The sequence below is a fragment of the Bradyrhizobium sp. 6(2017) genome (assembly GCF_011058295.2).
GTDB lineage: Bacteria > Pseudomonadota > Alphaproteobacteria > Rhizobiales > Xanthobacteraceae > Bradyrhizobium > Bradyrhizobium septentrionale.
Genome location: NZ_CP049289.2, coordinates 5,210,474 through 5,232,790, shown reverse-complemented (window position 1 = coordinate 5,232,790; position 22,317 = coordinate 5,210,474). Strand labels below are relative to the sequence as shown.

Genomic DNA, 22,317 nt, shown 5'->3' with positions numbered 1-22,317 from the left:
TTACTGAGTAGTCACAAAAGGTGTTGAGGACACGGCGCCGCACCGCGGTTTGCGCCGCGGAAATGTCGCAATTCGGCAACATTGTGATATGATTGCATCAGTTCGCAATTCCCGCGGGCGAAGGCCTTCAGCTCAATTGCCGGTATGACCAGCGCAGAGACCACCGCTACTACGTTAGACGCGTCCCCGGCGGCCGAGCCCAAGGGTTTTCCCTTGCGGAGGTGGCTGGCGCCGTTCGCGGCGGTTACGGCACTGTTCTCGGCGCTGCTGACCTTCGTGGTGCTGACCGGCATGACGCCGATCGATGCCACCAAGGAGATCGTCTACTCGTTCCTGCTGATCAACGCGGCTTCGATCCTGCTGCTGATCGGGATCATTTCGCGCGAGGTCTGGAAGGTGCTCCAGGCCCGGCGGCGGGGCAGGGCGGCGGCGCGGCTTCATGTGCAAGTCGTCGGCCTGTTCTCGATCATCGCGGTGCTGCCGGCGGTCCTGGTCGCCATCGTCGCCAATCTGACGCTCGACCGCGGCCTCGATCGGCTGTTTTCGGGCCCCACGAAACAGGTGATCCAAAACTCGCTGACCATTGCCAGCGCCTATATGCAGGAGCACGCCCAGCTTATTCGTGGCGACATCCTGGGGATGGCCAGCGACATCTCTCGCGCGCGCATGACGCCGCTCTATGATCAGGACCGGCTGTCGTTTCGCGAGTTCCTGACGGCAGCCGCGGCCTCACGCAACCTGCCGGTCGCGGTGATGATGGACAAGGACGGCAAGATCCTGGAGAGCGCCGAGACCGGGGTGAGCCTGAACTATGCGCTGCCGCCGCCGGATTTCCTGAGCAAGGTCAGCGATACCGACCCCGAAATCTCGGTATTCCCGGAGAGCTACGTCGCCTCCGTAGTCCGTCTCAAGGGCCTCGACGACACCTTCCTCTATGTCGCCCGTCTGCTCGATCCAGCCGTGGTTGCTCAACTCAAGCAGACCCAGGCAAGTGTCGCGGAATACGCCGAGATCGAATCGCGCCGGCTCGGCATCCAGGTTAACTTCGCGCTGATGTTCGCGGTGATCGCGCTGACCATCTTGATGGCCTCGGTGCTGATCGGATTGAATTTCGCCAACGGACTGGTTGAGCCGATCCGCAACATCATGAGTGCGGCGAACCAGGTCTCGACCGGCGACCTGCACGTGCAGGTGCCGGTGTCCAAATCCGAGGGCGATCTCGCCAAGCTCGGCCAGACCTTCAACAACATGACGCAGGAGCTGCGCACCCAGCGCGACGAACTGGTCAATGCCAGCGAAACCATCGACAGCCGCCGCCGCTTCATCGAGGCCGTGCTGTCCTCGGCCAGCGCCGGCATCATCGGCGTCGACGCCTCCGGCAGCGTCGGCATCCTCAACCGCTCGGCCGAGAAGCTGATCGGGCACGCCGAGTCCGAGACACTCGATCATCCGCTGTCGGACGTGCTGGCCGAGCTCGACGAGATGATGAAGACCGCGCGCGAGGGCACCCAGCGGCTGGTGCAGGGGCAGGTCACGATCAATCGCGACGGCCATGAGCGCAATCTGTCGGTGCGGATATCCGCCGAGCAGACCAGCCAGTCGCGCGACAGCTACGTCATCACGCTCGACGACATCACCGAGCTGGTGTCGGCGCAGCGCACCTCGGCCTGGGGCGACGTCGCCCGCCGCATCGCCCACGAGATCAAGAACCCGCTGACCCCGATCCAGCTCTCCGCCGAGCGCATCCGGCGCAAGTTCGGCAAGACCATCACCGAGCCGAAGGACAAGTCGATCTTCGAGCAGTGCACCGACACGATCGTGCGCCAGGTCGACGACATCAGGCGCATGGTCGACGAATTCTCGCGCTTTGCGCGGATGCCGAAGCCGGTGATGGAAGGCGAGGACGTCGCCGACGTGGTGCGCCAGGCCGTGTTCCTGATGAAGGTCGCCCATCCCGATCTCGACATCGAGGCCGACATCAAGCAATCACCGCTGCCCGCGCAGTTCGATCGCCGCCTGATCTCGCAGGCGCTGACCAACATCATCAAGAACGCCACCGAGGCGATCGAGCAGGTGCCACGAGAGGAGCTCGGCAAGGGCCGGATCGACGTCGTGGCGCAGCAGGAGAACGACGACATCCTGATCGACGTCATCGACAACGGCATCGGCCTGCCCAAGGTCGCCCGTGCGCGCCTGCTCGAGCCCTATGTCACGACCCGGGCGAAGGGCACCGGCCTCGGGCTTGCGATCGTCGGCCGCGTCCTGGAGGACCATGGCGGGCGGATCGAGCTCAAGGACGCCTCAGACTTCCGCGAGGGCCAGCGCGGCGCCTGGATGCGGCTGCGCTTTGCCGTCACGGGCCAGGCGGCCAAGCCCGAGACGAAGCCCGAGAACAGGGAACAAAGTCCGGACGTCAAACCGGAATCGACCGACCCCAGTGAAAAAAATCCGCCGCAAGAGCCGACCAGCGGCCCGGCAGAGGCGACCAACAATGAAGCAAAAATCCAAAAGCCGATCGAACAGCCAATCCAAGAACCAAATGCGCAACAGCCAAAAATCAAAGCCGCGACGGGCGACTGACAAGACAGGTGTAACCCATGGCCAGTGACATTCTGATTGTCGACGACGAAGCAGACATTCGCGACCTCGTTGCGGGTATTCTGGACGATGAGGGGTTTTCCACGCGCACCGCGCGCGACAGCGATTCGGCGCTTGCCGAGATCGCCAACCGCCGCCCGAACCTGGTCTTCCTCGACATCTGGCTGCAGGGCTCCAAGCTCGACGGCCTGCAGCTGCTCGAGCAGATCAAGAAGGACAATGCCGACCTGCCGGTCGTGATGATCTCCGGCCACGGCAACATCGAAACCGCCGTCGCCGCGATCAAGCGCGGCGCCTATGACTTCATCGAGAAGCCGTTCAAGTCGGACCGGCTGATCCTGGTCGCGACCCGGGCGCTCGAGACCTCGCGGCTCAAGCGCGAGGTCAAGGAGCTCAAGCAGCTGGCTCCGGCGGCCAGCGTCCTGACCGGCCGCTCCGCCTGCATGAACCAGCTTCGCCAGACCATCGACCGCGCCGCCAAGGCCAACAGCCGTATCCTGATCGTCGGTCCCTCCGGCGCCGGCAAGGAGCTCGCCGCGCGCACGCTGCACCATGCCTCCGGCCGGGCCGAGGGGCCGTTCGTGGTGATCAATGCGGCCGCGATCACGCCGGAGCGGATGGAGATCGAGCTATTCGGCTTCGAGGGATCGAACGGCGAGCAGCAGCGCAAGGCCGGCGCGCTCGAGGAAGCGCATGGCGGCACGCTGTTCATCGACGAGATCGCGGACATGCCGCGCGAGACCCAGAACAAGATCCTGCGCGTGCTGGTCGATCAGACCTTCCAGCGGCAGGGCGGCACCAGCAAGGTACATGTCGACGTTCGCATCATCTCCTCGACCGCGCGCAATCTGGAGGAGGAGATCGCCGCGGGCCGTTTCCGCGAGGATCTCTACCATCGCCTCTCGGTGGTGCCGATCCGCGTGCCGCCGCTGTCGGAACGCCGCGAGGACATCCCCGAGCTGATCGACTATTTCATGGACCAGATCTCCGCCGCGACAGGCCTGCCGAAGCGGCAGATCGGGCAGGACGCGATGGCGGTGCTGCAGTCGCATGTCTGGCCGGGCAACGTCCGCCAGCTCCGCAACAACGTCGAGCGCGTGATGATCCTGGCCGGCGGCGGGCCGGAGGCGATCATCACCGCCGACATGCTGCCGCAGGACGTCGGCTCGATGGTGCCGGCGATGCCGACCTCCAACAATGGCGAGCACATCATGGGCCTGCCGCTGCGCGAGGCCCGCGAGGTGTTCGAGCGCGACTATCTGATCGCCCAGATCAGCCGCTTCTCCGGCAACATTTCGCGCACCGCGGAGTTCGTTGGCATGGAGCGCTCGGCGCTGCATCGCAAGCTGAAGGCGCTCGGGGTCGGCTGACCCCGGCGCGCCCGGCCGGCAATTGGCCGGCAGCTTGAAGCAAAACCCCGGCGGTCACCCGCCGGAGCGGTGCCCGGCCCTCGGGGTCGAGGCGGGATGATGGGCGAGGCGAGAACGGGGCCGCTGCAACCGGGGATTTATCCACTCCCCACGAGAATATTCGTCTCTTTCCCTGCACTTTCTTAGAATTGCCACCGTGTTCCTACCGACTGCTGCGCGAACTGGCTTGCCTAAAAACCGCGCGTAGCCTCTAATCCTACCTGCTATGCCTGCCGGAGGGGGATCTCAGGGCAGGTGGGCAGCCGGAGGAGGCTCCGTCAGAGAGCAGCAACCGGTTCAATAAAAAGAAGCACAAGCTTGCGGGACAAAAACAATGGCGGCAGACCGCGCACAAAATCTACAAGACACCTTCCTTAATCACGTTCGTAAGACAAAAACGCCACTGACGATCTTTCTGGTCAACGGAGTAAAGCTGCAGGGCATTGTCACCTGGTTCGACAATTTCTGTTTGCTGCTGCGGCGCGACGGTCACTCGCAGCTGGTCTACAAGCATGCGATCTCGACCATCATGCCCGGCGCTCCGATTCAGCTGTTCGAGGGTGGCGAGGACGCACCGGCTTGAGAGTGAACTGATTGGAACCCTTCAATCGTGAAGGGGGCGCCGACCGTCCGCGGTCGGCGGGGGACGTTAGCACCGGGCGGGTGATCGTCATCGGCCCGTACCTGCGCATGCGCCGTGGCGACGGCGATGCGCAAACGGATTTCTCTGTCCGCGACTACGAAGCGCGGATCGAGGAAGCCGCCGGCCTCGCCGGCGCGATCGACCTCACCGTGGTGGAATCCGTCGTCGCGCCGATCAGCCAGATCCGGCCCGCGACCTATCTCGGCAAGGGCAAGGTCGAGGAGATCAACGGCCTCGTCGCCAGCGACAAGGTCGAGCTCGTGGTGATGGATTGCGCGCTGTCGCCGATCCAGCAGCGCAACCTCGAGAAGGCCTGGAGCACCAAGGTGCTCGACCGCACCGGCCTGATCCTGGAAATCTTTGGCCGCCGCGCCAAGACCAAGGAAGGCGCGCTGCAGGTCGAGCTCGCCCATCTCAACTACCAGCGTAGCCGTCTGGTGCGCTCCTGGACCCATCTCGAGCGCCAGCGCGGCGGCTTCGGCTTCATGGGCGGTCCCGGCGAAACCCAGATCGAGGCCGACCGTCGCCTGATCGGCGACCGCATCACGCGGCTGGAGAACGAGCTGAAGAAGGTGCAGGCGACGCGGCGGCTGCATCGCGCCGGCCGCCAGCGCGTGCCGTACCGCGTGGTGGCGCTGGTCGGCTACACCAATGCCGGCAAGTCGACGCTGTTCAACCGCCTGACGCGGGCTGACGTGCAGGCCGCCGACATGCTGTTTGCGACGCTCGACCCGACGCTGCGCGCGCTCAACCTGCCGCACGGCGGCAAGGCGATGCTGTCGGACACGGTCGGCTTCATCTCCAATCTGCCGACACAGCTCGTGGCCGCGTTCCGCGCCACGCTGGAGGAGGTGCTGGAGGCCGACATCATCCTGCATGTCCGCGACATCTCGCACGAGGACGCCGAAGCGCAGGAGCGCGACGTCGAGGGCGTGCTGCGTCAGCTTGGGATCGATCCCGACGCCGATGGCGGCCAGCGCATCATCGAGGTCTGGAACAAGATCGACCGCTTCGATCCCGAGGAGCGGGACAATTTGCGCAACATCGCCGCGCGCCGTCCGCCGGAACGGCCGTGCTTCCTCGTCTCCGCCGTGACGGGCGAGGGCATCGATGCGCTGCTGACGGCCATCGAGGACCGCCTCGCGGCCAAGCGCGCGACGCTGCAGCTTTCGATCGACGCCTCCGACGGCGCCGGCATCAGCTGGCTGCACCGCAATGCCGAGGTCCTGAACAAGGAGCTCAATGGCGAGCGCTTTGACATGACGGTGCGGGTCGACGAGACCAAGCGCGACATTGTGGTGAGCCGGTTCGCCGCGATCCCCCACGAGGCGTAAGCCGCCAATCCGGGCCCCCGCCATCATCTGAAATATGACGGCACCGTGACGCGGCCTCACTCCGGCGCGCCTGCGACGCGCCGTCGCACTTTCTGTTTGAAATCCGCGCCGCCTTGGTTCATTGCGCTGCAGGACGCAAAGCCGAGGCCGATCGATGCAGGACACCAGCGAAACCATCACCAAAGAGACGCTCGCCGGCCAGAACGGTGATCTTGCCCATGTGCGGGCGCCCGAGATCGTCGATGCCCTCAATGCCCGAGAGCCGGCGGATGCCGCGAAGCTGCTGCAATCGCTGCCGCCCGAGAAGGCAATCGAGGTGCTCGACCTGCCCGGGCTCGACAGCACCTGCGAGATCCTGGCCGAGCTGCCACAGGACACCGCGGTAGCGCTGCTGTCAGGCGTCTCGGACGACCGCGCTGCCGACATCTTCAAGGAGCTGGTGGAGCCGCTGCGCACCACACTGCTGAACGGACTCAATCCGGACACCCGCAACGTCATCTCTGGCCTGCTGGCCTATCCCGAGCGCAGCGCCGGCAGCATCATGACGACCGAATTCGTCAGCGTGCCTTCGAGCTGGACCATCGCCGAGGTCCTGCATCACATCCGGATGGTCGAGCGCACCCGCGAAACCGTCTACTCGATCTTCGTGACCGATCCGGTCAAGAAGACCCTGATCCAGGCCGTGCCGCTGCGCCGCCTGATCTCGGGCGATCCGCACGCCAGCGTCCTGACCGCGGCGCCGGCGCGCAAGCCGCTGATGATCTCGCCGGAGGCCGACCGCATGGAGGCGGCCCGGCTGATCTCACGTTACGATCTGTTGGCGGTCGCAGTGGTCGATGGTCCCGGCCATATCCTCGGCATCGTCACGGTCGACGACGTCATTGACGCCATTGTCGAGGAATCGACCGAGGACGCCCAGAAGTTCGGCGGCATGGAAGCGCTCGACGAGCCATATTTGCGGATCAGCTTCCTCGAGATGATCAAGAAGCGCGGCGGCTGGCTGTGCGCACTGTTCCTGTCGGAAATGCTTACCGCCAGCGCGATGCAGACCTTCCAGACCGAGCTCGAGAAAGCCATCGTGCTGACGCTGTTCATCCCGCTGATCATGAGCTCGGGCGGCAATTCCGGATCGCAGGCGACCTCGCTGTTGATCCGCTCGCTAGCGCTGCACGAGCTGCGTTTGCGGGACTGGTGGCGGGTCGCGCTGCGCGAGCTGCCGACCGGGCTCACGCTCGGCGCCATTCTCGGTGTGATCGGCATCGTGCGGATCACGCTGTGGCAGACGCTCGGCATCTTCGACTACGGCCCGCATTGGGTCCTGGTGGCCGCGACCGTGGGCACGGCGCTGGTCGGCATCGTCACCTTCGGGTCGCTGTGCGGATCGATGCTGCCGTTCATCCTCAAGCGCATCGGTTTTGACCCCGCCAGCGCATCAGCGCCGTTCGTCGCGACACTGGTCGACGTCACCGGCCTCGTGATCTATTTTGGCGTGGCGGCGGTCATCCTGCGCGGGACGCTGTTGTAGGGCGTGTCCGCCGCCACGAGGTGCAGCAGCGAAACGGCCGGCGATGGAGCCTAAAACGCCTCCAAAACATGCCGACGTCCGAATTGTTCGTGAAGGGCGCGTGGTCTCGCGAACCAAGCAAAAGGTTCACGGTCAACGCCGAAAATATTTGGCTTGCGGCTCCCGGCGTACAGCGGGAGGATTTCCATAAGCTCGGCCATCTGCGAGATATTGCAAAGTCGAGAGCATAATTCATTGGAAGGCTGGTCTCTGAACTCGGCAGATCTCAGTCCAGCTCGGTACCGACTGGTTGCCTGTCAGGAATTCCTCAATCGTTGCGTTTGAACAGGGGGAACTTCCATGAATCTCAAATCAAGTTTCCTTTTCGCAGTCGTTCTCGCAGGTCTTGCTGCATTGATCGGCACTGCAACGCATGCGGCCGAGCCTGTGGCTCGGATCACCATCCTGTACGATGCGTTCGGTAAGGACGCCACGATGACAAAGGATTGGGGCTTCTCCGCCCTCGTGGAAATTGGCGGAAAGCGCATCCTGTTCGATACCGGCGACAACGCGAAGATTTTCGCTGCCAATGTAAAGGCGAAGGGTGTGGACCTCACCAGCCTTGATTTCGTGGTGTTGTCGCACCGGCACTCCGATCACATGGCGGGCCTGAGCCATGTCCTGAGCGTCAATCCGAAGGTCAAGATTTATGCGCCCAAGGAAGCATTTGGCATCTACGGCTCGTCAGTGCCGTCGAGCTTCTACCGCAAGGACGAGTCGTTGCCGCCGGAGATGCGATACTACGACGGCAAGCCGCCTGAGATCATGAAATTCGGCGCTGCCTGGGCGGACGCCAACTTCGAGTTGATAGACCAAACGACCGAAATCGCACCTGGCATTACGCTCATTGCTCTGATTTCCGATCTGCCGGGAACGAAGGAGCTCAAGGAGCTGTCCATGGCGGTGAATACTGCCGATGGCATCGTGCTCGTCGTCGGCTGCTCGCACCCTGGAATCGAGCGGATCGTCGAGGCCGCGGCAGCAATCAATCCCAGGATTCGGTTGATCGCCGGCGGATTCCATCTGGTCGCCGCACCCGACGAGGTGATCACGAAGGTGACGACCGCGCTGCAGGACCGTTTCAAGGTCCAAAGCATCGCCCCCGGACACTGCACCGGCGAGCCGACCTTTGCCGCCCTGAAGAAGGCATTTGGCGACAGATACATTTATGCCGGCGCCGGCACCTCAATTCCAATCGGTGCCGAAGGAAGTTCGAACATGAAGCGCGGCGAGGGAATGACACCCGACGACCTCAGGGTCTACCGCAAGCTGGCCGCCCGGAATGATCCATTCGGTGTCATGCGCGCGCAAGCCCGACGAGCCGGAGCTGATCTCTAGGCGGAGTTTCGAGGCGCGCGAGGGGAGAAAATCTACGTCGCGCGTTTCGCCTCATTCCACAGCGCATCCATCTCTTCCAGCGTCGCGCCATCGAGTGAGCGTCCCTTCGCCGCCAGCGCCTTCTCGATATAGGCAAACCGCCGCTCGAACTTGGCGTTGGTCGCCCGCAGCGCCGTTTCCGGATCGGCGTCGACGTGGCGGGCGAGGTTGACGACGGCGAACATCAGATCGCCGGTCTCCGCTGCGAGCTCCTCCTTGTCCTTGCCGTCGAGTGCGGCCTCGATCTCGTCGGCTTCCTCGCGGATCTTGGCGAGCACGGCGCGCGGGTCGTTCCAGTCGAAGCCGACGGTGGATGCCTTGCGCTGCAATTCCATCGCCCGCGTCAGGGCAGGGAGGCCGGCCTTGACACTGGCGAGCAGCGACGTGTGCGCAGTCTCCTCCGGCGGCCGCCGCGCCGCGCGCTCGGCCTTCTCCTCGGACTTGATGCGCTCCCAGGCGCTCTTGACGCCGGCCGGCTGGATGTTGCCGTCCTTGTCGGCAAAGACATGCGGATGGCGGCGGATCATCTTCCTGGTGATTGCCTCGACCACGTCGCCGAACGCGAAGGCGTTCTGCTCTTCCGCCATCCGCGCGTGATAGACCACCTGAAGCAGCAGGTCGCCGAGCTCATCGCGCAAATCGTCGAAATCGCCGCGGGTGATCGCATCCGCGACCTCGTAGGCCTCCTCGATCGTGTAGGGCGCGATCGTTTCGAAATCCTGCTCGAGGTCCCAGGGGCACCCCGTCACCGGCGTGCGTAGCGCAGCCATGATCTCGATCAGCCGGGAAATGTCGCGGGAAGGGGTCATCGGGCACCGCACTCTGAGGGGGTATGGCTTTATGCCAAATCGGCTCTGCCGATCCCAGCAAAACACGCCGGAAACACGGCGCTGTCCACGGATTGGCCGCGGCATCATCAGGTGCTAAATCGCGTTCCATGACCAATCAGAACAATTCCGACACCGCGCTGGTGCTGTTTTCCGGCGGCCAGGATTCCACCACCTGTCTGGCCTGGGCCTTGTCGCGCTTTGCGCGCGTCGAAATGCTCGGCTTCTCCTACGGCCAGCGCCATGCGATCGAGCTCGACTGCCGCGACCGCCTGCTGGCCGGGGTCAGGCAGATGCGGCCGGACTGGGCGGCAAAGCTCGGCGACAGCCATACGCTTGATATCCCGACGCTGTCGGAGATTTCCGACACCGCGCTGACCCGCGACGTCGCGATCGAGATGGGCGCGGACGGGCTGCCGAACACCTTCGTGCCCGGCCGCAACCTCGTGTTCCTCACCTTCGCTGCGGCGCTGGCCTACCGGCGCGGCATCCGCCACATCATTGGCGGCATGTGCGAGACCGACTATTCCGGCTATCCGGATTGCCGCGACGAGACCATCAAGGCGCTGCAGTCCGCGCTCAATCTCGGCATGGCCAGGGATTTCGAGCTGCACACGCCGCTGATGTGGCTCGACAAGGCCGCCACCTGGCGGCTCGCGCACGAACTCGGCGGGGCAGGGCTGGTCGACCTGATCCGCGAGCACTCGCACACCTGCTATCTCGGCGAACGCGGCACGCAGCACGATTGGGGCTATGGCTGCGGCGAATGTCCGGCGTGCAGCCTGCGGGCCAAGGGCTGGCGGGAATATGTGGCGCACGGCAATCCCGCCAATCACTGAGTTGCCGAGGTCGTACGCTCGGTCAGATCACGGCAGCCTGGTCACCGCGGTGAGATTCATCGTGAGCAAGACGCCGGGCTTGGGCAGCTCGCGAACCGCGATCACTGTGCGCGCGGGCCGGTGATCTCCCATCATCTCGACATAGGCCGAATTCATCGCGTCAAAGTCGGACATCTCACGAAGGAAGATGTTGACGTGAGTCACATGGTCCAGGTCGGAACCCGCCGCCCCGAGCATCACGGCGAACGATTTCAGGATCTGCCGCGTCTGAGCACCGACGTCCGGTCCCGCCAAGGCGCCGGTTGCAGGATCGACTCCGGCGGTTCCTCCGATCCAGATCTGGTCTCCAACCTTGGCAACGTGATGATACGGCCCGATCGGAGTGGGCGTGTTCGGCGGCGTAAACGTCTGAACGCGTGATTTCATCGCTCTGCCTCGCATCTGGGCACTCGGATATAGCGACCAATTCGCGGCTTCGGAAGCTGGTCTTCGTCGTGCCGGGTCGGCCACCGAACCGGTAGGTCGTAACGTTGCCGCGACAAAACGACCCGACGGGCAACTCAGCAAAAACCTGTCAAGTGACACTCGAAGAAATAATTCGGTTTATCGGAATGGCAACTTAGTGTATGGTTCGCCCGTCTCACCCGATCGAGGGGCGCTTCGCGGTCGTCACGAACGAGGTGTGGGATGCGGTGGACGCCGAGCGTGGAACTGACGAGAGCACGCGAAGCGGACGGTGAAGTCGTGTGGTCCTGACGCCCTAGCGGCCGGTGTCTCGTCGCAACATGCGAAGGCGTGATGCGGCGGCGGTGACAAGCAAGCCCAGTCTCGCCGGGGAGAGCACGAAATAAGCCGTAACCCATCGCGCAGGGAAAGCCGGATTGCTCCGGTTACACCTGTGGTCCTACCCCCGTGCTTTCTACCTTTGCACGGGGCCCATGGGTGCGATCGGCACCCGGCTTTCCCTGCGCCCTCTGATCGAGGAGGGCGGAACGAAGAGCAAAGCTCGGGCGGATCATGTCGCGAGGATGCGGATGTATGTCTCAAGCTAGCGCCACATATTCGGTGTCGTCCTGGCGAAAGCCAGGACCCATTACCCCGAATTTCGATTGTCGCACGACGCTGGGGCCACGATCCCGTTCATCATCAAATGCGGTGGCTATGGGTCCTGGCTCCCGTGCGCAATTGCGCACTAGGCCAGGACGACGATCGTGTGTGAGGCACCCGCATTGTCATCGCCCGGCTGGACCGGGAGATCCAGTACGCCGCGGCCTCTCGGCTCAAGCACCGACGTCTCTGGAATACTGGATCACCCGCATGCGCGGGTGATGACATCGAGCAAGCTGTTTGAGCGTGCAAATGACAACGAGGCGAGTACGCCGCTACTCAAAATCCGCCGGCGTCAGCGCGATCGGCTTGCCGTGCGGGGTGCGGTCGGCGGCGCGGTCCCAGGCGTCGCGGTAGCGGTGCAGGGTCTCTGGTGTCGTGACGCCCTTGGCGGCGACGAGGTGTTCGAGCGTCGCCAGCCAATGCTGGTAATAGGTCTCCCCGGTGTCGGGATCGCCGGCGGCCTGCGCCCGCTTGATCTGATCGGCGAGCGCCGCGGCCCATTCGCTCCATGTGAACACGCCGCGGTCATGCAGGCTCAACGCCATCGCAAACGCCTGGGCTTCCCAGGGCGCGCGGAACACCGGACCGTCCTGGTCGCGGGGAATGCTGGATACGGCGCTGGTGGCGCGGGCTGCGGCGGTCGCATCCATCACACCGCCTCCAGATACGGCTCGAACGCGTCGATCGACACCTTGAGGGTCGGATCGGAGTCAGCTCCCCACAGCTCGCGTCCATCGAACACGACGGTGTACAGCCATTGCGGATGCTCGCCGGCATCGTTCGCAACCGTATCGGGAAACACGTGACAGCCATGATCGCGTTCGATCACCCCGACATGACCGCGCACATAGCGCGGCAGCCGCGTGTGGGTGGCGGGATGGATGTTCTTGGCCCGCACCCGATCGCCGGCCTTGAACTTCGCAGCTGCCGGTGCCGCGCGGCCGAACTTGCCGCGCACCATGATGCGCTCGACATCGGCCATCGAGAACTTGCCGTGCTTGAGCGGCTTCGCCGGCGCGACGGAATGTCCGGCGGCGACGTCGTCCTGCGAGATGAAGCCCTTGTCGAGCAGCAGGGCCTCGAGCCCGAGCAGCCATTTCCTGTAATAGGAGCTCGAAAGATAGACCTGGGGGGGCAGGGTCTCGCGATAGAACCGCGATGCGTCGATGTTGAAGGCGCCGGCGGCGCCCATCGCGCGGACCATCGCGAGTACCCGCGACTCCCATTCCTCATGGAACATCGGCTCGTTCGGCTCGGGCTCGACCTTGCCGAACCCGTCCATGCCGCCCATGTCGTGGACGCCGTTCACGACGGGGCTCCCGGCGTTTTCGGGAATCCCGTGCCGATCATGGAATCCCTCGTCACGAGTTCGGCGAGCTGTTGTTCGCTCCAGCCCTCGGTGCCGTCGGGCCGCATCGGCAGCACCAGGAAGCGCGTCTCCGCGGTCGAATCCCACACCCGGATCTCGATGTCCTTCGGCAGGCTGACGCCGAAATCGGCGAGCACGCCGCGCGGATCCTTGACCGCGCGAGAACGATACGGCGAGGCCTTGTACCAGACCGGCGGCAGCCCGAGCATTTCCCAAGGGTAACAGGAGCAGAGCGTGCAGACGACCATGTTGTGACGGCCAGGCGTGTTCTCGATCGCGACCAGATGGTCGCCGACCCGGCTGACATGGCCGAGGGTGCCGACCGCCTTGGTGGCGTCCTCGAGCAGCGCCTTCTTGAAGGCGGGATCGGTCCAGGCCTTGGCGACGACCCGGGCGCCGTTATGCGGGCCAATCCTCGTCTCATAGGCCTGCACAATGGCATCGAGCGCGGCGGGCTCGACATAGCCCTTCTCGGTCAGGATCGATTCCAGCGCGCGGACGCGCAGTTCGGTCTCCGACAGGTCGGAATGGTCGTGATCGTGGTGGTGGTGGTGATCATGTTCGCTCATGCCCACAGAATAGGCGAAACGGCCGTGCTATGTCGAGGCAAGCAGTACACAACAATGCGAGCAGGGAGGTATGCGTGGTTGACTATGTAACGATCGAGAAGGGCCTCGGACCGGAGGGCCGCATCGCTGTGGTGCGGTTCGACCGCGGCGACGGTATCAACGCGCTGTCTCCGGAAGCGCTGCGGCAGCTGACCGATGCCGCACGCAGTTTCGAGGACGATGGCGGAACCTCGGTGGTCGTGCTGACCGGCGGCGCCAAATCGTTCAGCGCCGGCTTCGACCTGAAAGACGCCGAGGGACGTTCGCGCCAGACCATGGACATGGGCACGCTGCGCCGTCACCTCAAGCTCGGGCCGAGGCTGACGCGCGCCTGGCAGGACATGGAGCAGGTCACGATCGGCGCGATCGAGGGCTTCTGCGTCGGCGGCGGCGTGGCGCTCGCGGTCGCGCTGGATTTCCGCGTCATGGCGCGCGATGCGCATCTGCGCGTGCCGGAGATTGCGCTCGGCATGAACATGAGCTGGCAGAGCGTGCCGCGCATGCTGCATCTGATGGGCCCGGCGCGCACCAAGCAGGCGGTGATCCTGGCCGACGACCGCATCTCGGCCGACCAGGCCTATGAATGGGGCCTGGTGGAGCAGGTGACCGATCCCGGCAAATCCTATGACGCTGCGATGGCGCTCGCGGCCAAGGTCGCCGCCCAGCCGCCGATTTCGGTGGCGATGACCAAGCTGACGGTCAACCGGCTGGCGCATGCGCTCGACGATCTCGCCAGCCACATGGATCTCGACCAGTTCGCGCTGGCGAGCCTGACCGAAGATCACAAGGAGGGCGTCGCGGCGTTCCTTGGACGGCGGACGCCCCGCTTCAGGGGACGCTGACGCGCATTGTCGTACGATTGTTGCGCCAGTATCGGACAACCACAGGAAGTTTGGCACAATTGCGAGGTCGCGCGATGTCGAGAACGATCGTTGCGTCGGGCTGGTTCCTGGGCGCCTTGTTGGGCTGGCTTGGCGCCATTGCGCTTTATCCGACCGCGGCGTCGGCCTGGGGCTATGAGGGCCATCGCGTCGTCGGTGCGATCGCCGACCAATTGCTCAAGCCCGCCGCGAAGGCGAAGGTCCAGCAACTCCTCAACGAGGGCGATACGCATGGCATCGACCTGCGCAAGTCCGGACCCTGGCTGGATTGCGTGAAGAGCGTCGCCCGGCACGACGACGGCCGGTTTCATTACGAGGTCGACCCCGAACATCTCGACTACGAGGTGCCCTGCACGCCGTTCAACTCGGCGCGGGAGAGGGCGCGCATGGTGGATTATGTCGCCCGCAACTGGTCGACCTGTTCCTACAAGCCCGACGGCTTCGAGCGCGGTTGTCACAACACCTTCCATTTCGTCGATGTCGCGATCCAGCGCAGCGCCTTCGACCGCAGCTTGCAGGGGACCAATCCGCACGATCTGGTCGCGGCGATCAGCGCCGCCATCGCAGTACTTCAGGACAAGCCGATCCCGCCGCCGTTCCCGTTCTCGATCAAGGACAAGAAGGAGGCGCTGCTGCTGCTCGCGCATCTGATCGGCGACCTGCACCAGCCGCTGCATGTCGGCTCGGTCTATCTCGATCCCAACGGCCAGCCGGTCGACCCGGACGTTAGTCACCAGGTCGATCCCGGGACCGATACGATCGGCGGCAATGCGATCCAGGATGGCGTCGCGGTCCCGTTCCAGACCATCAACCTGCACCATGAATGGGACGACATCCCGACCGACCTCGGCGATGCCGCGACGGGTGAACTGATCGACGCGGCGAAGGCGGCCCCGGCGAGCCCGGGTACGCCGGACGGTTGGCCGGCGGCCTGGGCGACCGACACGCTGCTGGTCGCGCATCACGCGTTCAAGGGCCTGAGCTTCGGCCCGACGTCGCCGCCGGTGCAGTCCAAATGGATCGTCAATTTCGACAGCCACATGGCCTATCTGCAGGCCGCCGACGCGATCAAGCGCCGGCAACTCGCCAGGGGCGGAGCGAGATTGGCCGAGCTGCTGAATGCAATATGGCCGTGAGGGGTAGCCCAACCATACATCCGAATAGCCACCGGCGCTCCTTGCTTTCGCGCCTATGCGATTGCTTAATCGAGGAAATCCGCGCGAACGGCGCTGCTGTTCGTCGGATGCGATAGACTTGTGCGCATGAGCGCTTCTGCGATCGGAATGCAGGTATGACGTCTGACTGCTGCCCTGAGCTCGACTTTGGCCAAGCTTCCGGCGCGGGCAGGGAGCCAGCAGTGCGGACTCCGCGCTATTTGGACAAGGCTGTCGAGCTGCGAGCCGGGATCATCATGCCGGTTCTCGTGAGTGATGGCCTGGAGGTTCTGGCCTTCGCGCTCGATGCGGAGCCGGATGTCGTTCGCGCGACAGGCGTTTGCCTCAACGACGAGGAGCGTCGGCGCGCCGCGGGGTTGAGGCTGGAGCGGGACCGCCGCCGCTTTGTTGTGGCCCGCGGCCAGCTGCGCCGGGTCCTCGCTTCCAGACTGGGACTCTCGCCGTCCGACGTCGAGTTCGAATATGGACCACTGGGCAAACCTCAGCTCTCGCACCGCATGCCCGCCTGCGATTTGCGCTTCAGCACGTCGCGTTCCGGAGATGTGGGGGTCATCGCCCTCTCGACCACACAAGAGGTCGGGGTGGACGTCGAGGCAGTGCTTCCAGTGCCCGAAGCGGACGAGATCGCAGCGCTCTGCTTTTCCGCCGCCGATTATGGGTCCTACATCGCCCTTGGTCCGGAAGACCGCCTGGAAGGTTTCTTCCGGCGTTGGACCCGGCTGGAAGCTGTCTCCAAGGCGTTGGGGTGCGGCCTGGGACAGCCCATTTCCTGGGATGAAAAGGATTGGCTTGTTCGAAGATTCGTACCTCGAAGGGGGTATATCGGGAGCGTGGTCATCCGGAACTGGCGTTCGCGCGATGTCACGACGCACTAAACGAAGTGTCTCAGCGAAGTCCATTGGACTGCACGGGAGTTCATTCAGGACGGCCCTATGTCAGCGCACTTGATGCAGTTTTCGGAGCTTCTCGCAGACCTGGCGGTCAAGGACATCAAGGTCTGGGTGGAAGGCGACCGGCTGCGCTGCAACGCCCCGGCTGGCGCACTGACGGCGGAGCTTCGCGGGCAGCTGCAGGACCGGAAGGGCGAGATCATCGCGTTCCTGAACATGGCCACGGCAGCGGCCACGCAGCAGCCTGCAATCATTCCGCTGCAGTCGCGCGGAACACGCACGCCGATCTACGCCGTGCCCGGGCATGTCGGCGCCCCCTTCACATTCTCGGACCTGTCGAAGCACCTGGGCGGCGATCAACCATTCTACGCACTCCAACCGACCGGCTACGATGGGCAGAGCGAGCCGATGGACCGCGTCGAAGATATCGCCGAGGACTTCGCCCGCCAGATGGTCGAATATCAGCCGACCGGTCCGTACATCATCGCCGGTTATTGCTCCGGCGCTCCAACGGCTTTCGAACTGGCGAAGATCCTAGGACGCCGCGGCGCAGAGGTGCCATGCATTGCGCTGTTTGGCCCGCTTCATCCCACCACCTATCAGGAACTGCCGCGTTGGCTGTATTTCTCAGCCAGGGAAACAGCCGAAGCGTTGCTGCGAGAGATGGCAAAGCTGCCGACATTGAGCGCTCGTCTGCGATATTTCGGCAGCCGCGTTCGCGAGCGTTTCCGCGCCCTCGGAAGCAAACAACCGGTCGCGACAGATCCGGTGCTGGCGAGCAGAGCTCGGCTCAAATCGACGGCGCTCGCGGCTTTTCAGCGGTACGATCCCACTCCGTATTCGGGTCGGGTCTGCATATTCCTTCCGAACAAGGCCTGGCTGCGATCGGGCGCAGGACCGCGCCGATGGCTTCGCGTGGTGCCTCATGCCGAATTTTATTTTGGGCCCGAGGGCTGTCACGCAGCCTCCATGCTCGAGGACCCTGAAGCGCCAGCCATCGCAGAGCTTTATCGCCAGGCCAAGATTTGAACGATTGACGTGTGATTTGATTATTTGATTTGCCCGATTGGAGCGTAGTCATGAATGAAGTCCTGCCCATTGTGGAGGAGGGCGTAGCGCTTCCCCTGCCGAAGGATGCCGATCATCAGGCGCTGGTTGTCGAGTACAACGCCACGGCGGCGCACTACCCGTCAGACCGGACGATCATCGATCTCTTTCGGGACCAGGTGACGCGCAGCCCTGACGCTGAAGCGATCCGCTTCGGCGATGTAGCGCTGACCTACCGGCAGCTCGACCAACGCTCCAATCAGATTGCCGCGCATTTGAGCTCGACCGGCGTGGGGCCGGGCCGGATTGCCGTTGTGTTCATGGAACACTCCATTGAGGTCGTTGTCGCGATCCTGGGCGTGCTGAAGTCCGGCGCAGCCTATGTGCCGGTGGATGCGGCGACGCCGAAGGGGCGCATCGCAACAATCCTGAAGGACATCTCCAACGGCACCGACGGGCGGGCGCCGGTGGCAATCACGCAAGCGCGCCTGCAATCCGTCATTTCCCCCGATCTCGCCGATATTTTTGTGCTCGACGCCGATTTCGGTTCGATTTTGAATCAGCCGGACTCAGCCCGGCCGTCCGCTGCCACGCCGGACGGTACCGCCTATATCATCTTCACCTCCGGCTCGACCGGCACCCCCAAGGGCGTCGAGATCGCGCACCGCAGCCTGGTGAACTACATCTGGTGGGGTGCTCAGGTGTACAGCGCCGGCGAACGCCTCGCCTGGCCTCTGTTCTCATCGCTCGCTTTCGACCTGACCGTCACAACGCTCTTCACGCCACTCATCACCGGTGGCCGCATCGTGGTCTATCTTGGCGATCCCGGCGTGCAGAACATGGTCGCGCTCAAGGTGGTCGACGACAATGCGGTCGACATCATGAAGCTGACGCCGGCGCATCTCGCGATGATCCGCGACCGCGATCTCGAGACCACAAGACTTCGCAAGTTCATCGTGGGCGGCGAGGACTTCAAGACCGAGTTGGCTCGCGACATCACGAAAGCCATCCCACATCCGGTCGAGATCTACAACGAGTACGGACCAACCGAAGCCACGGTGGGCTGCATGATTCACCGTTTCGACATCGAGCGCGATCAATCCGCATCGGTGCCGATCGGCGTGCCGGCCGCCAACGCGGGAATCTACGTCCTCAGCGAAACCTATCAGCCCACCGGCACCGGCATCATCGGCGAGATGTTCATTGCCGGCGACGGTCTCGCGAGAGGTTATTTCAATCGCCCTGACCTGACCGACGAGCGCTTCCGTACCGCCATCGATCCTCGAGACGGATATTCGAAGCTGCGCCTCTACAAGACGGGCGATCTCGCCCGCTGGAGCCCGGAAGGGCGACTGGAATTTCTCGGCCGCGCCGATCATCAGGTGAAGGTCGGCGGCGCGCGTATCGAGCTGGGCGAGATCGAAGCGCGGCTTCTCAAGCACCCGCAGGTGCAGGAATGCGCCGTCGCTGTCATCGAACCGTCAGCGGCCGAAGGCGGCATCGCACGACTTGCGGCCTACTATGTCTCGTCGAAACCTCTGACGGTGGCGGATCTGCGCGCCCACCTCGCCGAAGAGCTGTTGGAGGCGATGATTCCGACGCATTATGTTCGTCTCGAACGGATGCCGCTTACGCCCAACGGCAAGGTCGACCGCGCCTCGCTTCCCGAGCCGACGGCGGAAAACATCCAGCCAGCGCAGGAATTCGTCGCTCCCTCGACAGAGACCGAGAAGACGCTGGCCGCGCTGTGGTGCGATCTCCTGAAGGTCAGGTCGATCGGACGCCACGACAACTTCTTCGATCTGGGCGGCGAGTCGCTGCTGGTGGTCCGGACGGTGGCGCGCATGCGAAAGACCTTCGGCGTCGACGTGCAGCTGCGCAACCTGTTCGAGCGCCCGACACTGGCCGAGCTTGCGGAAGTGATCGACGGAATGCGCTGGGTGGCCGATTCCGAAGCCGCTGCACCCTCGGCAGGGCCGAGGGAGGAAATCGAACTCTAGCTGCTAGCAGAGCGGACGAACACGATGGACAAAGCTTGGGTGCCCCCGCAAGGACCGGGACTGCCTTGGATGGCGGCGGAGTATGAGCTGTTGCGGGATCAGGTCCGCCGGTTCGTCGAGGAGGAGATCAAGCCTTGTGCGGATCGCTGGGAAGAGGAGGGGTTCATTCCCCGTCCGGTCCTGCGCCGCATGGGCGAACTCGGCTTCTTCGGCATCCGTTACCCGGCCGAATATGGCGGTGCCGAGATGGACGCGGTCGCGTCAACGGTCTTCGCCGAGGAACTCGGGCGCTCGACCTATGGCGGCGTTGCCGACGCGATGCTGGTCCAGGCCGACATGGCGTCGGTATATGTCTTTCACGACGGGACCAAAGCCCAGCGGATCCGCTGGATGCCGGGCATTGTCAGCGGCGAGGTGATCACCGCGGTCGCTATCACGGAGCCGGATGCCGGCTCGGACGTGAAGGCCATCCGCACGCGCGCGGTGCGGGAGGGTGACTCCTACGTCCTCAACGGCACCAAACTCTACATCACGAACGGCGTCCACGCCGATCTCTACTGCGTCGCCGCCAAGACCAATCCCGCGGCAGGAGGCAACGGGATCACGATGTTCCTGGTCGAGAAAGGCACGCCGGGCTTCAGCGTCGGACGCGTGCTGGACAAGCAGGGCTGGCGCTCCTCCGATACCGCGGAACTCGTCTTCGACGGTTGCCGGATCCCCGCCGAGAACGTGCTCGGCGCGGAGGGGCAGGGCTTCTATTCCATCATGCGCAACTTCCAGAACGAGCGCCTGGTCCTCTCCGCCATGGCGATCGGGATGGCCGAGGCGGCGATCGACATGACCCTCACCTATGTGAAGACCCGCCGCGCCTTCGGCGGCGTCCTGTGGGACATGCAGGCGATCCGCCAACGTCTGGCGATACTCTCCGCGAAGGTGGAGGCAAACCGCGCGTTTCTCTATGCCACCGCCTGGCGTATGGCGGCCGACGACGATTGCCTGCGCGAGATCTCGATGCTGAAGGCCATCTGCGCCGAACTCGTCAACGAGGTCGCGTATGCCTGCGTGCAGTTCCACGGCGCTATGGGCGTCATGCGCGAGAGCCCGATCGAGCGCATCGCGCGTGACGCGCGCATCCTGCCGATTGCCGGCGGCGCGACGGAGGTGATGCTCGAGGTGATCGCGTCGACGTCGTGAACCTCGTGTGGCAGTGAGGCGATCGGGAGAGGTCGCGGAGGGCGTCCGGCCGCGGCTCTTCGTCAAACGGCCAATGCCATGGTCAGGCGCTGTTCGGCTTCAGCCTCGGTGCAAACGCCCATATCCGTAATTCGCATAAGGTATATTATGGAATATTTATATCTACAATTAGATCAGATATTTAGTGGGAAATCTTCGCACCAGTCCGCAAGTTAGCGCCGTCCCGAGGCCCATCCGACGATCCGTTGGGCTTGCTCCCAGGCCGCGGCGATCGACGTCCGCGCGTCTCGTCTGAAAGCCGATATTGCCGCGGCGTACGGACGCTGCAATAAGCCCCAGCTGTGCAGAGATCGCTGGTGACCCCGCGGCATCAGGTTCGTATAGGATGGCATCTCAGAACAACAACAAGCCTCTCTTGGGAGAAACCAATGAGCTTTTCACGACGCACGCTGCTGAAGGTCTCCGCCGCTTCCGCCGTCCTGGGCGGGATTGGCGCGCCCCATGTCGCGCGCGCCCAGTCGGCCGAGTTCTCTTACAAGTTCGCCAACAACCTGCCGGAGTCGCATCCGTTCGTGGCGCGCGCCCGGGAGATGGCCGCGGCGATCAAGACCGAGACCAACGGCCGGTTCGACCTGCAGGTGTTCCCGAACAGCCAGCTCGGTTCCGATACCGACATGCTGAGCCAGGTGCGCTCCGGCGGCGTCGAGTTCTTCACGCTGTCCGGCCTGATCCTGGCAACCCTGGTGCCGGCGGCCTCGATCAACGGCATCGGCTTCGCGTTCCCGGACTATCCCACGGTCTGGAAGGCGATGGACGGCGACCTCGGCGCCTATGTGCGCGGCGAGATCAACAAGGCCGGCCTCGAGGTCATGGACAAGATCTGGGACAACGGCTTTCGCCAAACCACGTCGTCGACCAAGGCGATCAACGGTCCTGATGATCTCAAGGGCTTCAAAATCCGCGTGCCGGTGTCGCCGCTGTGGACCTCGATGTTCAAGGCGTTCGATGCGTCGCCCGCCTCGATCAATTTCAGCGAGGTCTATTCGGCGTTGCAGACCAAGATCGTCGAGGGTCAGGAGAACCCGTTGGCGCTGATCTCGGCGGCGAAGCTGTACGAGGTGCAGAAGTATTGCTCGCTGACCAACCACATGTGGGACGGCTTCTGGTTCCTGATGAACCGTCGCGCCTGGGCGGCGCTGCCTGACGATATCAAGAGCATCGTCGCCAAGAACGTCAATGCGGCGGCGGTCAAGGAGCGCGAGGACACCGAGAAGCTCAACGCCACCGTGAAGCAGGAGCTCGCGGGCAAGGGGCTCGTGTTCAACCAGCCCGAGGTCGGGCCGTTCCGCGACAAGCTGCGCGCCGCCGGCTTCTACGCCGAGTGGAAGGGCAAGTACGGCGACAAGGCCTGGGACCTGCTCGAGAAGTCGGTCGGCAAACTGTCCTGAGCGA

General features: G+C 64.0%; 19 protein-coding genes. 14 read left to right on the top strand and 5 right to left on the bottom strand.

Going from position 1 to position 22,317, the window contains the following annotated elements:
- Positions 1 to 144 precede the first annotated feature (144 nt).
- The 6 genes from G6P99_RS24420 to G6P99_RS24395 all read left to right on the top strand — a co-directional run bounded on the left by G6P99_RS24420 (position 145) and on the right by G6P99_RS24395 (position 8,886).
- Positions 145 to 2,580: a sensor histidine kinase NtrY-like gene (locus tag G6P99_RS24420; protein WP_165123657.1), complete on the top strand. Its 2,436-nt coding sequence runs from the start codon at positions 145 to 147 to the stop codon at positions 2,578 to 2,580.
- A gap of 17 nt (positions 2,581 to 2,597) precedes the next feature.
- Positions 2,598 to 3,968, top strand: a complete 1,371-nt coding sequence (locus tag G6P99_RS24415) for a sigma-54-dependent transcriptional regulator (RefSeq protein WP_029084142.1) — start codon at positions 2,598 to 2,600, stop codon at positions 3,966 to 3,968.
- 373 nt (positions 3,969 to 4,341) lie between these two features.
- A complete protein-coding gene (gene hfq / locus G6P99_RS24410) occupies positions 4,342 to 4,590 on the top strand; it encodes an RNA chaperone Hfq (protein ID WP_006020546.1) in 249 nt (82 codons plus the stop codon).
- Positions 4,591 to 4,601: 11 nt separating this feature from the next.
- Positions 4,602 to 5,984 carry a GTPase HflX gene (gene hflX / locus G6P99_RS24405; RefSeq protein WP_029084141.1) on the top strand — a complete coding sequence of 461 codons (1,383 nt, stop codon included), beginning with the start codon at positions 4,602 to 4,604 and terminating at the stop codon, positions 5,982 to 5,984.
- A 154-nt stretch (positions 5,985 to 6,138) separates the two neighbouring features.
- Complete coding sequence (gene mgtE, locus G6P99_RS24400) at positions 6,139 to 7,509, top strand: magnesium transporter (RefSeq protein ID WP_165123655.1); 1,371 nt, start codon at positions 6,139 to 6,141, stop codon at positions 7,507 to 7,509.
- Between the two features lie 339 nt (positions 7,510 to 7,848).
- On the top strand, positions 7,849 to 8,886 hold the full coding sequence (locus tag G6P99_RS24395) for an MBL fold metallo-hydrolase (protein WP_029084139.1): 1,038 nt from the start codon (positions 7,849 to 7,851) through the stop codon (positions 8,884 to 8,886).
- Between the two features lie 32 nt (positions 8,887 to 8,918).
- Here the strand turns inward: G6P99_RS24395 and mazG are convergent, their stop codons facing one another.
- Entirely contained in the window at positions 8,919 to 9,734 is an 816-nt protein-coding gene (mazG, locus tag G6P99_RS24390) for a nucleoside triphosphate pyrophosphohydrolase (protein WP_029084138.1), read from the bottom strand.
- Between the two features lie 128 nt (positions 9,735 to 9,862).
- Between mazG and queC the strand changes: the two genes are divergently transcribed.
- Positions 9,863 to 10,591 carry a 7-cyano-7-deazaguanine synthase QueC gene (queC, locus tag G6P99_RS24385; protein ID WP_029084137.1) on the top strand — a complete coding sequence of 243 codons (729 nt, stop codon included), beginning with the start codon at positions 9,863 to 9,865 and terminating at the stop codon, positions 10,589 to 10,591.
- Between the two features lie 27 nt (positions 10,592 to 10,618).
- Here the strand turns inward: queC and G6P99_RS24380 are convergent, their stop codons facing one another.
- The 4 genes from G6P99_RS24380 to nthA form a co-directional block, all read right to left on the bottom strand.
- Positions 10,619 to 11,017, bottom strand: coding sequence for a RidA family protein (locus G6P99_RS24380; RefSeq protein WP_029084136.1), 399 nt, complete (start codon positions 11,015 to 11,017; stop codon positions 10,619 to 10,621).
- Positions 11,018 to 11,973: 956 nt separating this feature from the next.
- Entirely contained in the window at positions 11,974 to 12,351 is a 378-nt protein-coding gene (locus G6P99_RS24375; RefSeq protein ID WP_029081798.1) for a nitrile hydratase accessory protein, read from the bottom strand.
- On the bottom strand, positions 12,351 to 13,010 hold the full coding sequence (gene nthB, locus G6P99_RS24370; protein WP_029081799.1) for a nitrile hydratase subunit beta: 660 nt from the start codon (positions 13,008 to 13,010) through the stop codon (positions 12,351 to 12,353). The genes G6P99_RS24375 and nthB overlap by 1 nt, the downstream gene beginning before the upstream one ends.
- Complete coding sequence (gene nthA, locus G6P99_RS24365; RefSeq protein ID WP_029081800.1) at positions 13,007 to 13,639, bottom strand: nitrile hydratase subunit alpha; 633 nt, start codon at positions 13,637 to 13,639, stop codon at positions 13,007 to 13,009. The genes nthB and nthA overlap by 4 nt, the downstream gene beginning before the upstream one ends.
- Positions 13,640 to 13,713: 74 nt before the next feature.
- On the opposite strand from nthA, the gene G6P99_RS24360 reads away from it, so the two are divergent.
- The 7 genes from G6P99_RS24360 to G6P99_RS24330 all read left to right on the top strand — a co-directional run bounded on the left by G6P99_RS24360 (position 13,714) and on the right by G6P99_RS24330 (position 22,313).
- Positions 13,714 to 14,520 carry an enoyl-CoA hydratase/isomerase family protein gene (locus G6P99_RS24360; protein ID WP_165123653.1) on the top strand — a complete coding sequence of 269 codons (807 nt, stop codon included), beginning with the start codon at positions 13,714 to 13,716 and terminating at the stop codon, positions 14,518 to 14,520.
- Positions 14,521 to 14,594: 74 nt separating this feature from the next.
- Positions 14,595 to 15,695: a S1/P1 nuclease gene (locus G6P99_RS24355; RefSeq protein WP_051346376.1), complete on the top strand. Its 1,101-nt coding sequence runs from the start codon at positions 14,595 to 14,597 to the stop codon at positions 15,693 to 15,695.
- Between the two features lie 239 nt (positions 15,696 to 15,934).
- Positions 15,935 to 16,609, top strand: coding sequence for a 4'-phosphopantetheinyl transferase family protein (locus G6P99_RS24350; protein WP_246709608.1), 675 nt, complete (start codon positions 15,935 to 15,937; stop codon positions 16,607 to 16,609).
- Positions 16,610 to 16,666: 57 nt separating this feature from the next.
- Positions 16,667 to 17,653 (top strand): thioesterase domain-containing protein, encoded by a 987-nt coding sequence (locus G6P99_RS24345; protein ID WP_029081803.1) that lies wholly within the window; start codon positions 16,667 to 16,669, stop codon positions 17,651 to 17,653.
- Positions 17,654 to 17,703: 50 nt separating this feature from the next.
- Complete coding sequence (locus G6P99_RS24340) at positions 17,704 to 19,671, top strand: non-ribosomal peptide synthetase (protein WP_165123649.1); 1,968 nt, start codon at positions 17,704 to 17,706, stop codon at positions 19,669 to 19,671.
- 24 nt (positions 19,672 to 19,695) lie between these two features.
- Positions 19,696 to 20,865, top strand: a complete 1,170-nt coding sequence (locus G6P99_RS24335) for an acyl-CoA dehydrogenase family protein (protein ID WP_051346378.1) — start codon at positions 19,696 to 19,698, stop codon at positions 20,863 to 20,865.
- Positions 20,866 to 21,293: 428 nt separating this feature from the next.
- Positions 21,294 to 22,313, top strand: coding sequence for a TRAP transporter substrate-binding protein (locus G6P99_RS24330; RefSeq protein WP_029081806.1), 1,020 nt, complete (start codon positions 21,294 to 21,296; stop codon positions 22,311 to 22,313).
- The last annotated feature ends 4 nt before the right edge of the window (positions 22,314 to 22,317 follow it).

What these genes read in the sequence shown, in the direction of transcription:
- G6P99_RS24420 (WP_165123657.1), top strand. Translation starts at nt 145, where the DNA reads ATGACCAGCGCAGAGACCACCGCTACTACGTTAGACGCGTCCCCGGCG.
- G6P99_RS24415 (WP_029084142.1), top strand. Translation starts at nt 2,598, where the DNA reads ATGGCCAGTGACATTCTGATTGTCGACGACGAAGCAGACATTCGCGAC.
- hfq (WP_006020546.1), top strand. Translation starts at nt 4,342, where the DNA reads ATGGCGGCAGACCGCGCACAAAATCTACAAGACACCTTCCTTAATCAC.
- mgtE (WP_165123655.1), top strand. Translation starts at nt 6,139, where the DNA reads ATGCAGGACACCAGCGAAACCATCACCAAAGAGACGCTCGCCGGCCAG.
- G6P99_RS24395 (WP_029084139.1), top strand. Translation starts at nt 7,849, where the DNA reads ATGAATCTCAAATCAAGTTTCCTTTTCGCAGTCGTTCTCGCAGGTCTT.
- mazG (WP_029084138.1), bottom strand. Translation starts at nt 9,734, where the DNA reads ATGACCCCTTCCCGCGACATTTCCCGGCTGATCGAGATCATGGCTGCG.
- queC (WP_029084137.1), top strand. Translation starts at nt 9,863, where the DNA reads ATGACCAATCAGAACAATTCCGACACCGCGCTGGTGCTGTTTTCCGGC.
- G6P99_RS24380 (WP_029084136.1), bottom strand. Translation starts at nt 11,017, where the DNA reads ATGAAATCACGCGTTCAGACGTTTACGCCGCCGAACACGCCCACTCCG.
- G6P99_RS24375 (WP_029081798.1), bottom strand. Translation starts at nt 12,351, where the DNA reads ATGGATGCGACCGCCGCAGCCCGCGCCACCAGCGCCGTATCCAGCATT.
- nthA (WP_029081800.1), bottom strand. Translation starts at nt 13,639, where the DNA reads ATGAGCGAACATGATCACCACCACCACCACGATCACGACCATTCCGAC.
- G6P99_RS24355 (WP_051346376.1), top strand. Translation starts at nt 14,595, where the DNA reads ATGTCGAGAACGATCGTTGCGTCGGGCTGGTTCCTGGGCGCCTTGTTG.
- G6P99_RS24345 (WP_029081803.1), top strand. Translation starts at nt 16,667, where the DNA reads ATGTCAGCGCACTTGATGCAGTTTTCGGAGCTTCTCGCAGACCTGGCG.
- G6P99_RS24340 (WP_165123649.1), top strand. Translation starts at nt 17,704, where the DNA reads ATGAATGAAGTCCTGCCCATTGTGGAGGAGGGCGTAGCGCTTCCCCTG.
- G6P99_RS24335 (WP_051346378.1), top strand. Translation starts at nt 19,696, where the DNA reads ATGGACAAAGCTTGGGTGCCCCCGCAAGGACCGGGACTGCCTTGGATG.
- G6P99_RS24330 (WP_029081806.1), top strand. Translation starts at nt 21,294, where the DNA reads ATGAGCTTTTCACGACGCACGCTGCTGAAGGTCTCCGCCGCTTCCGCC.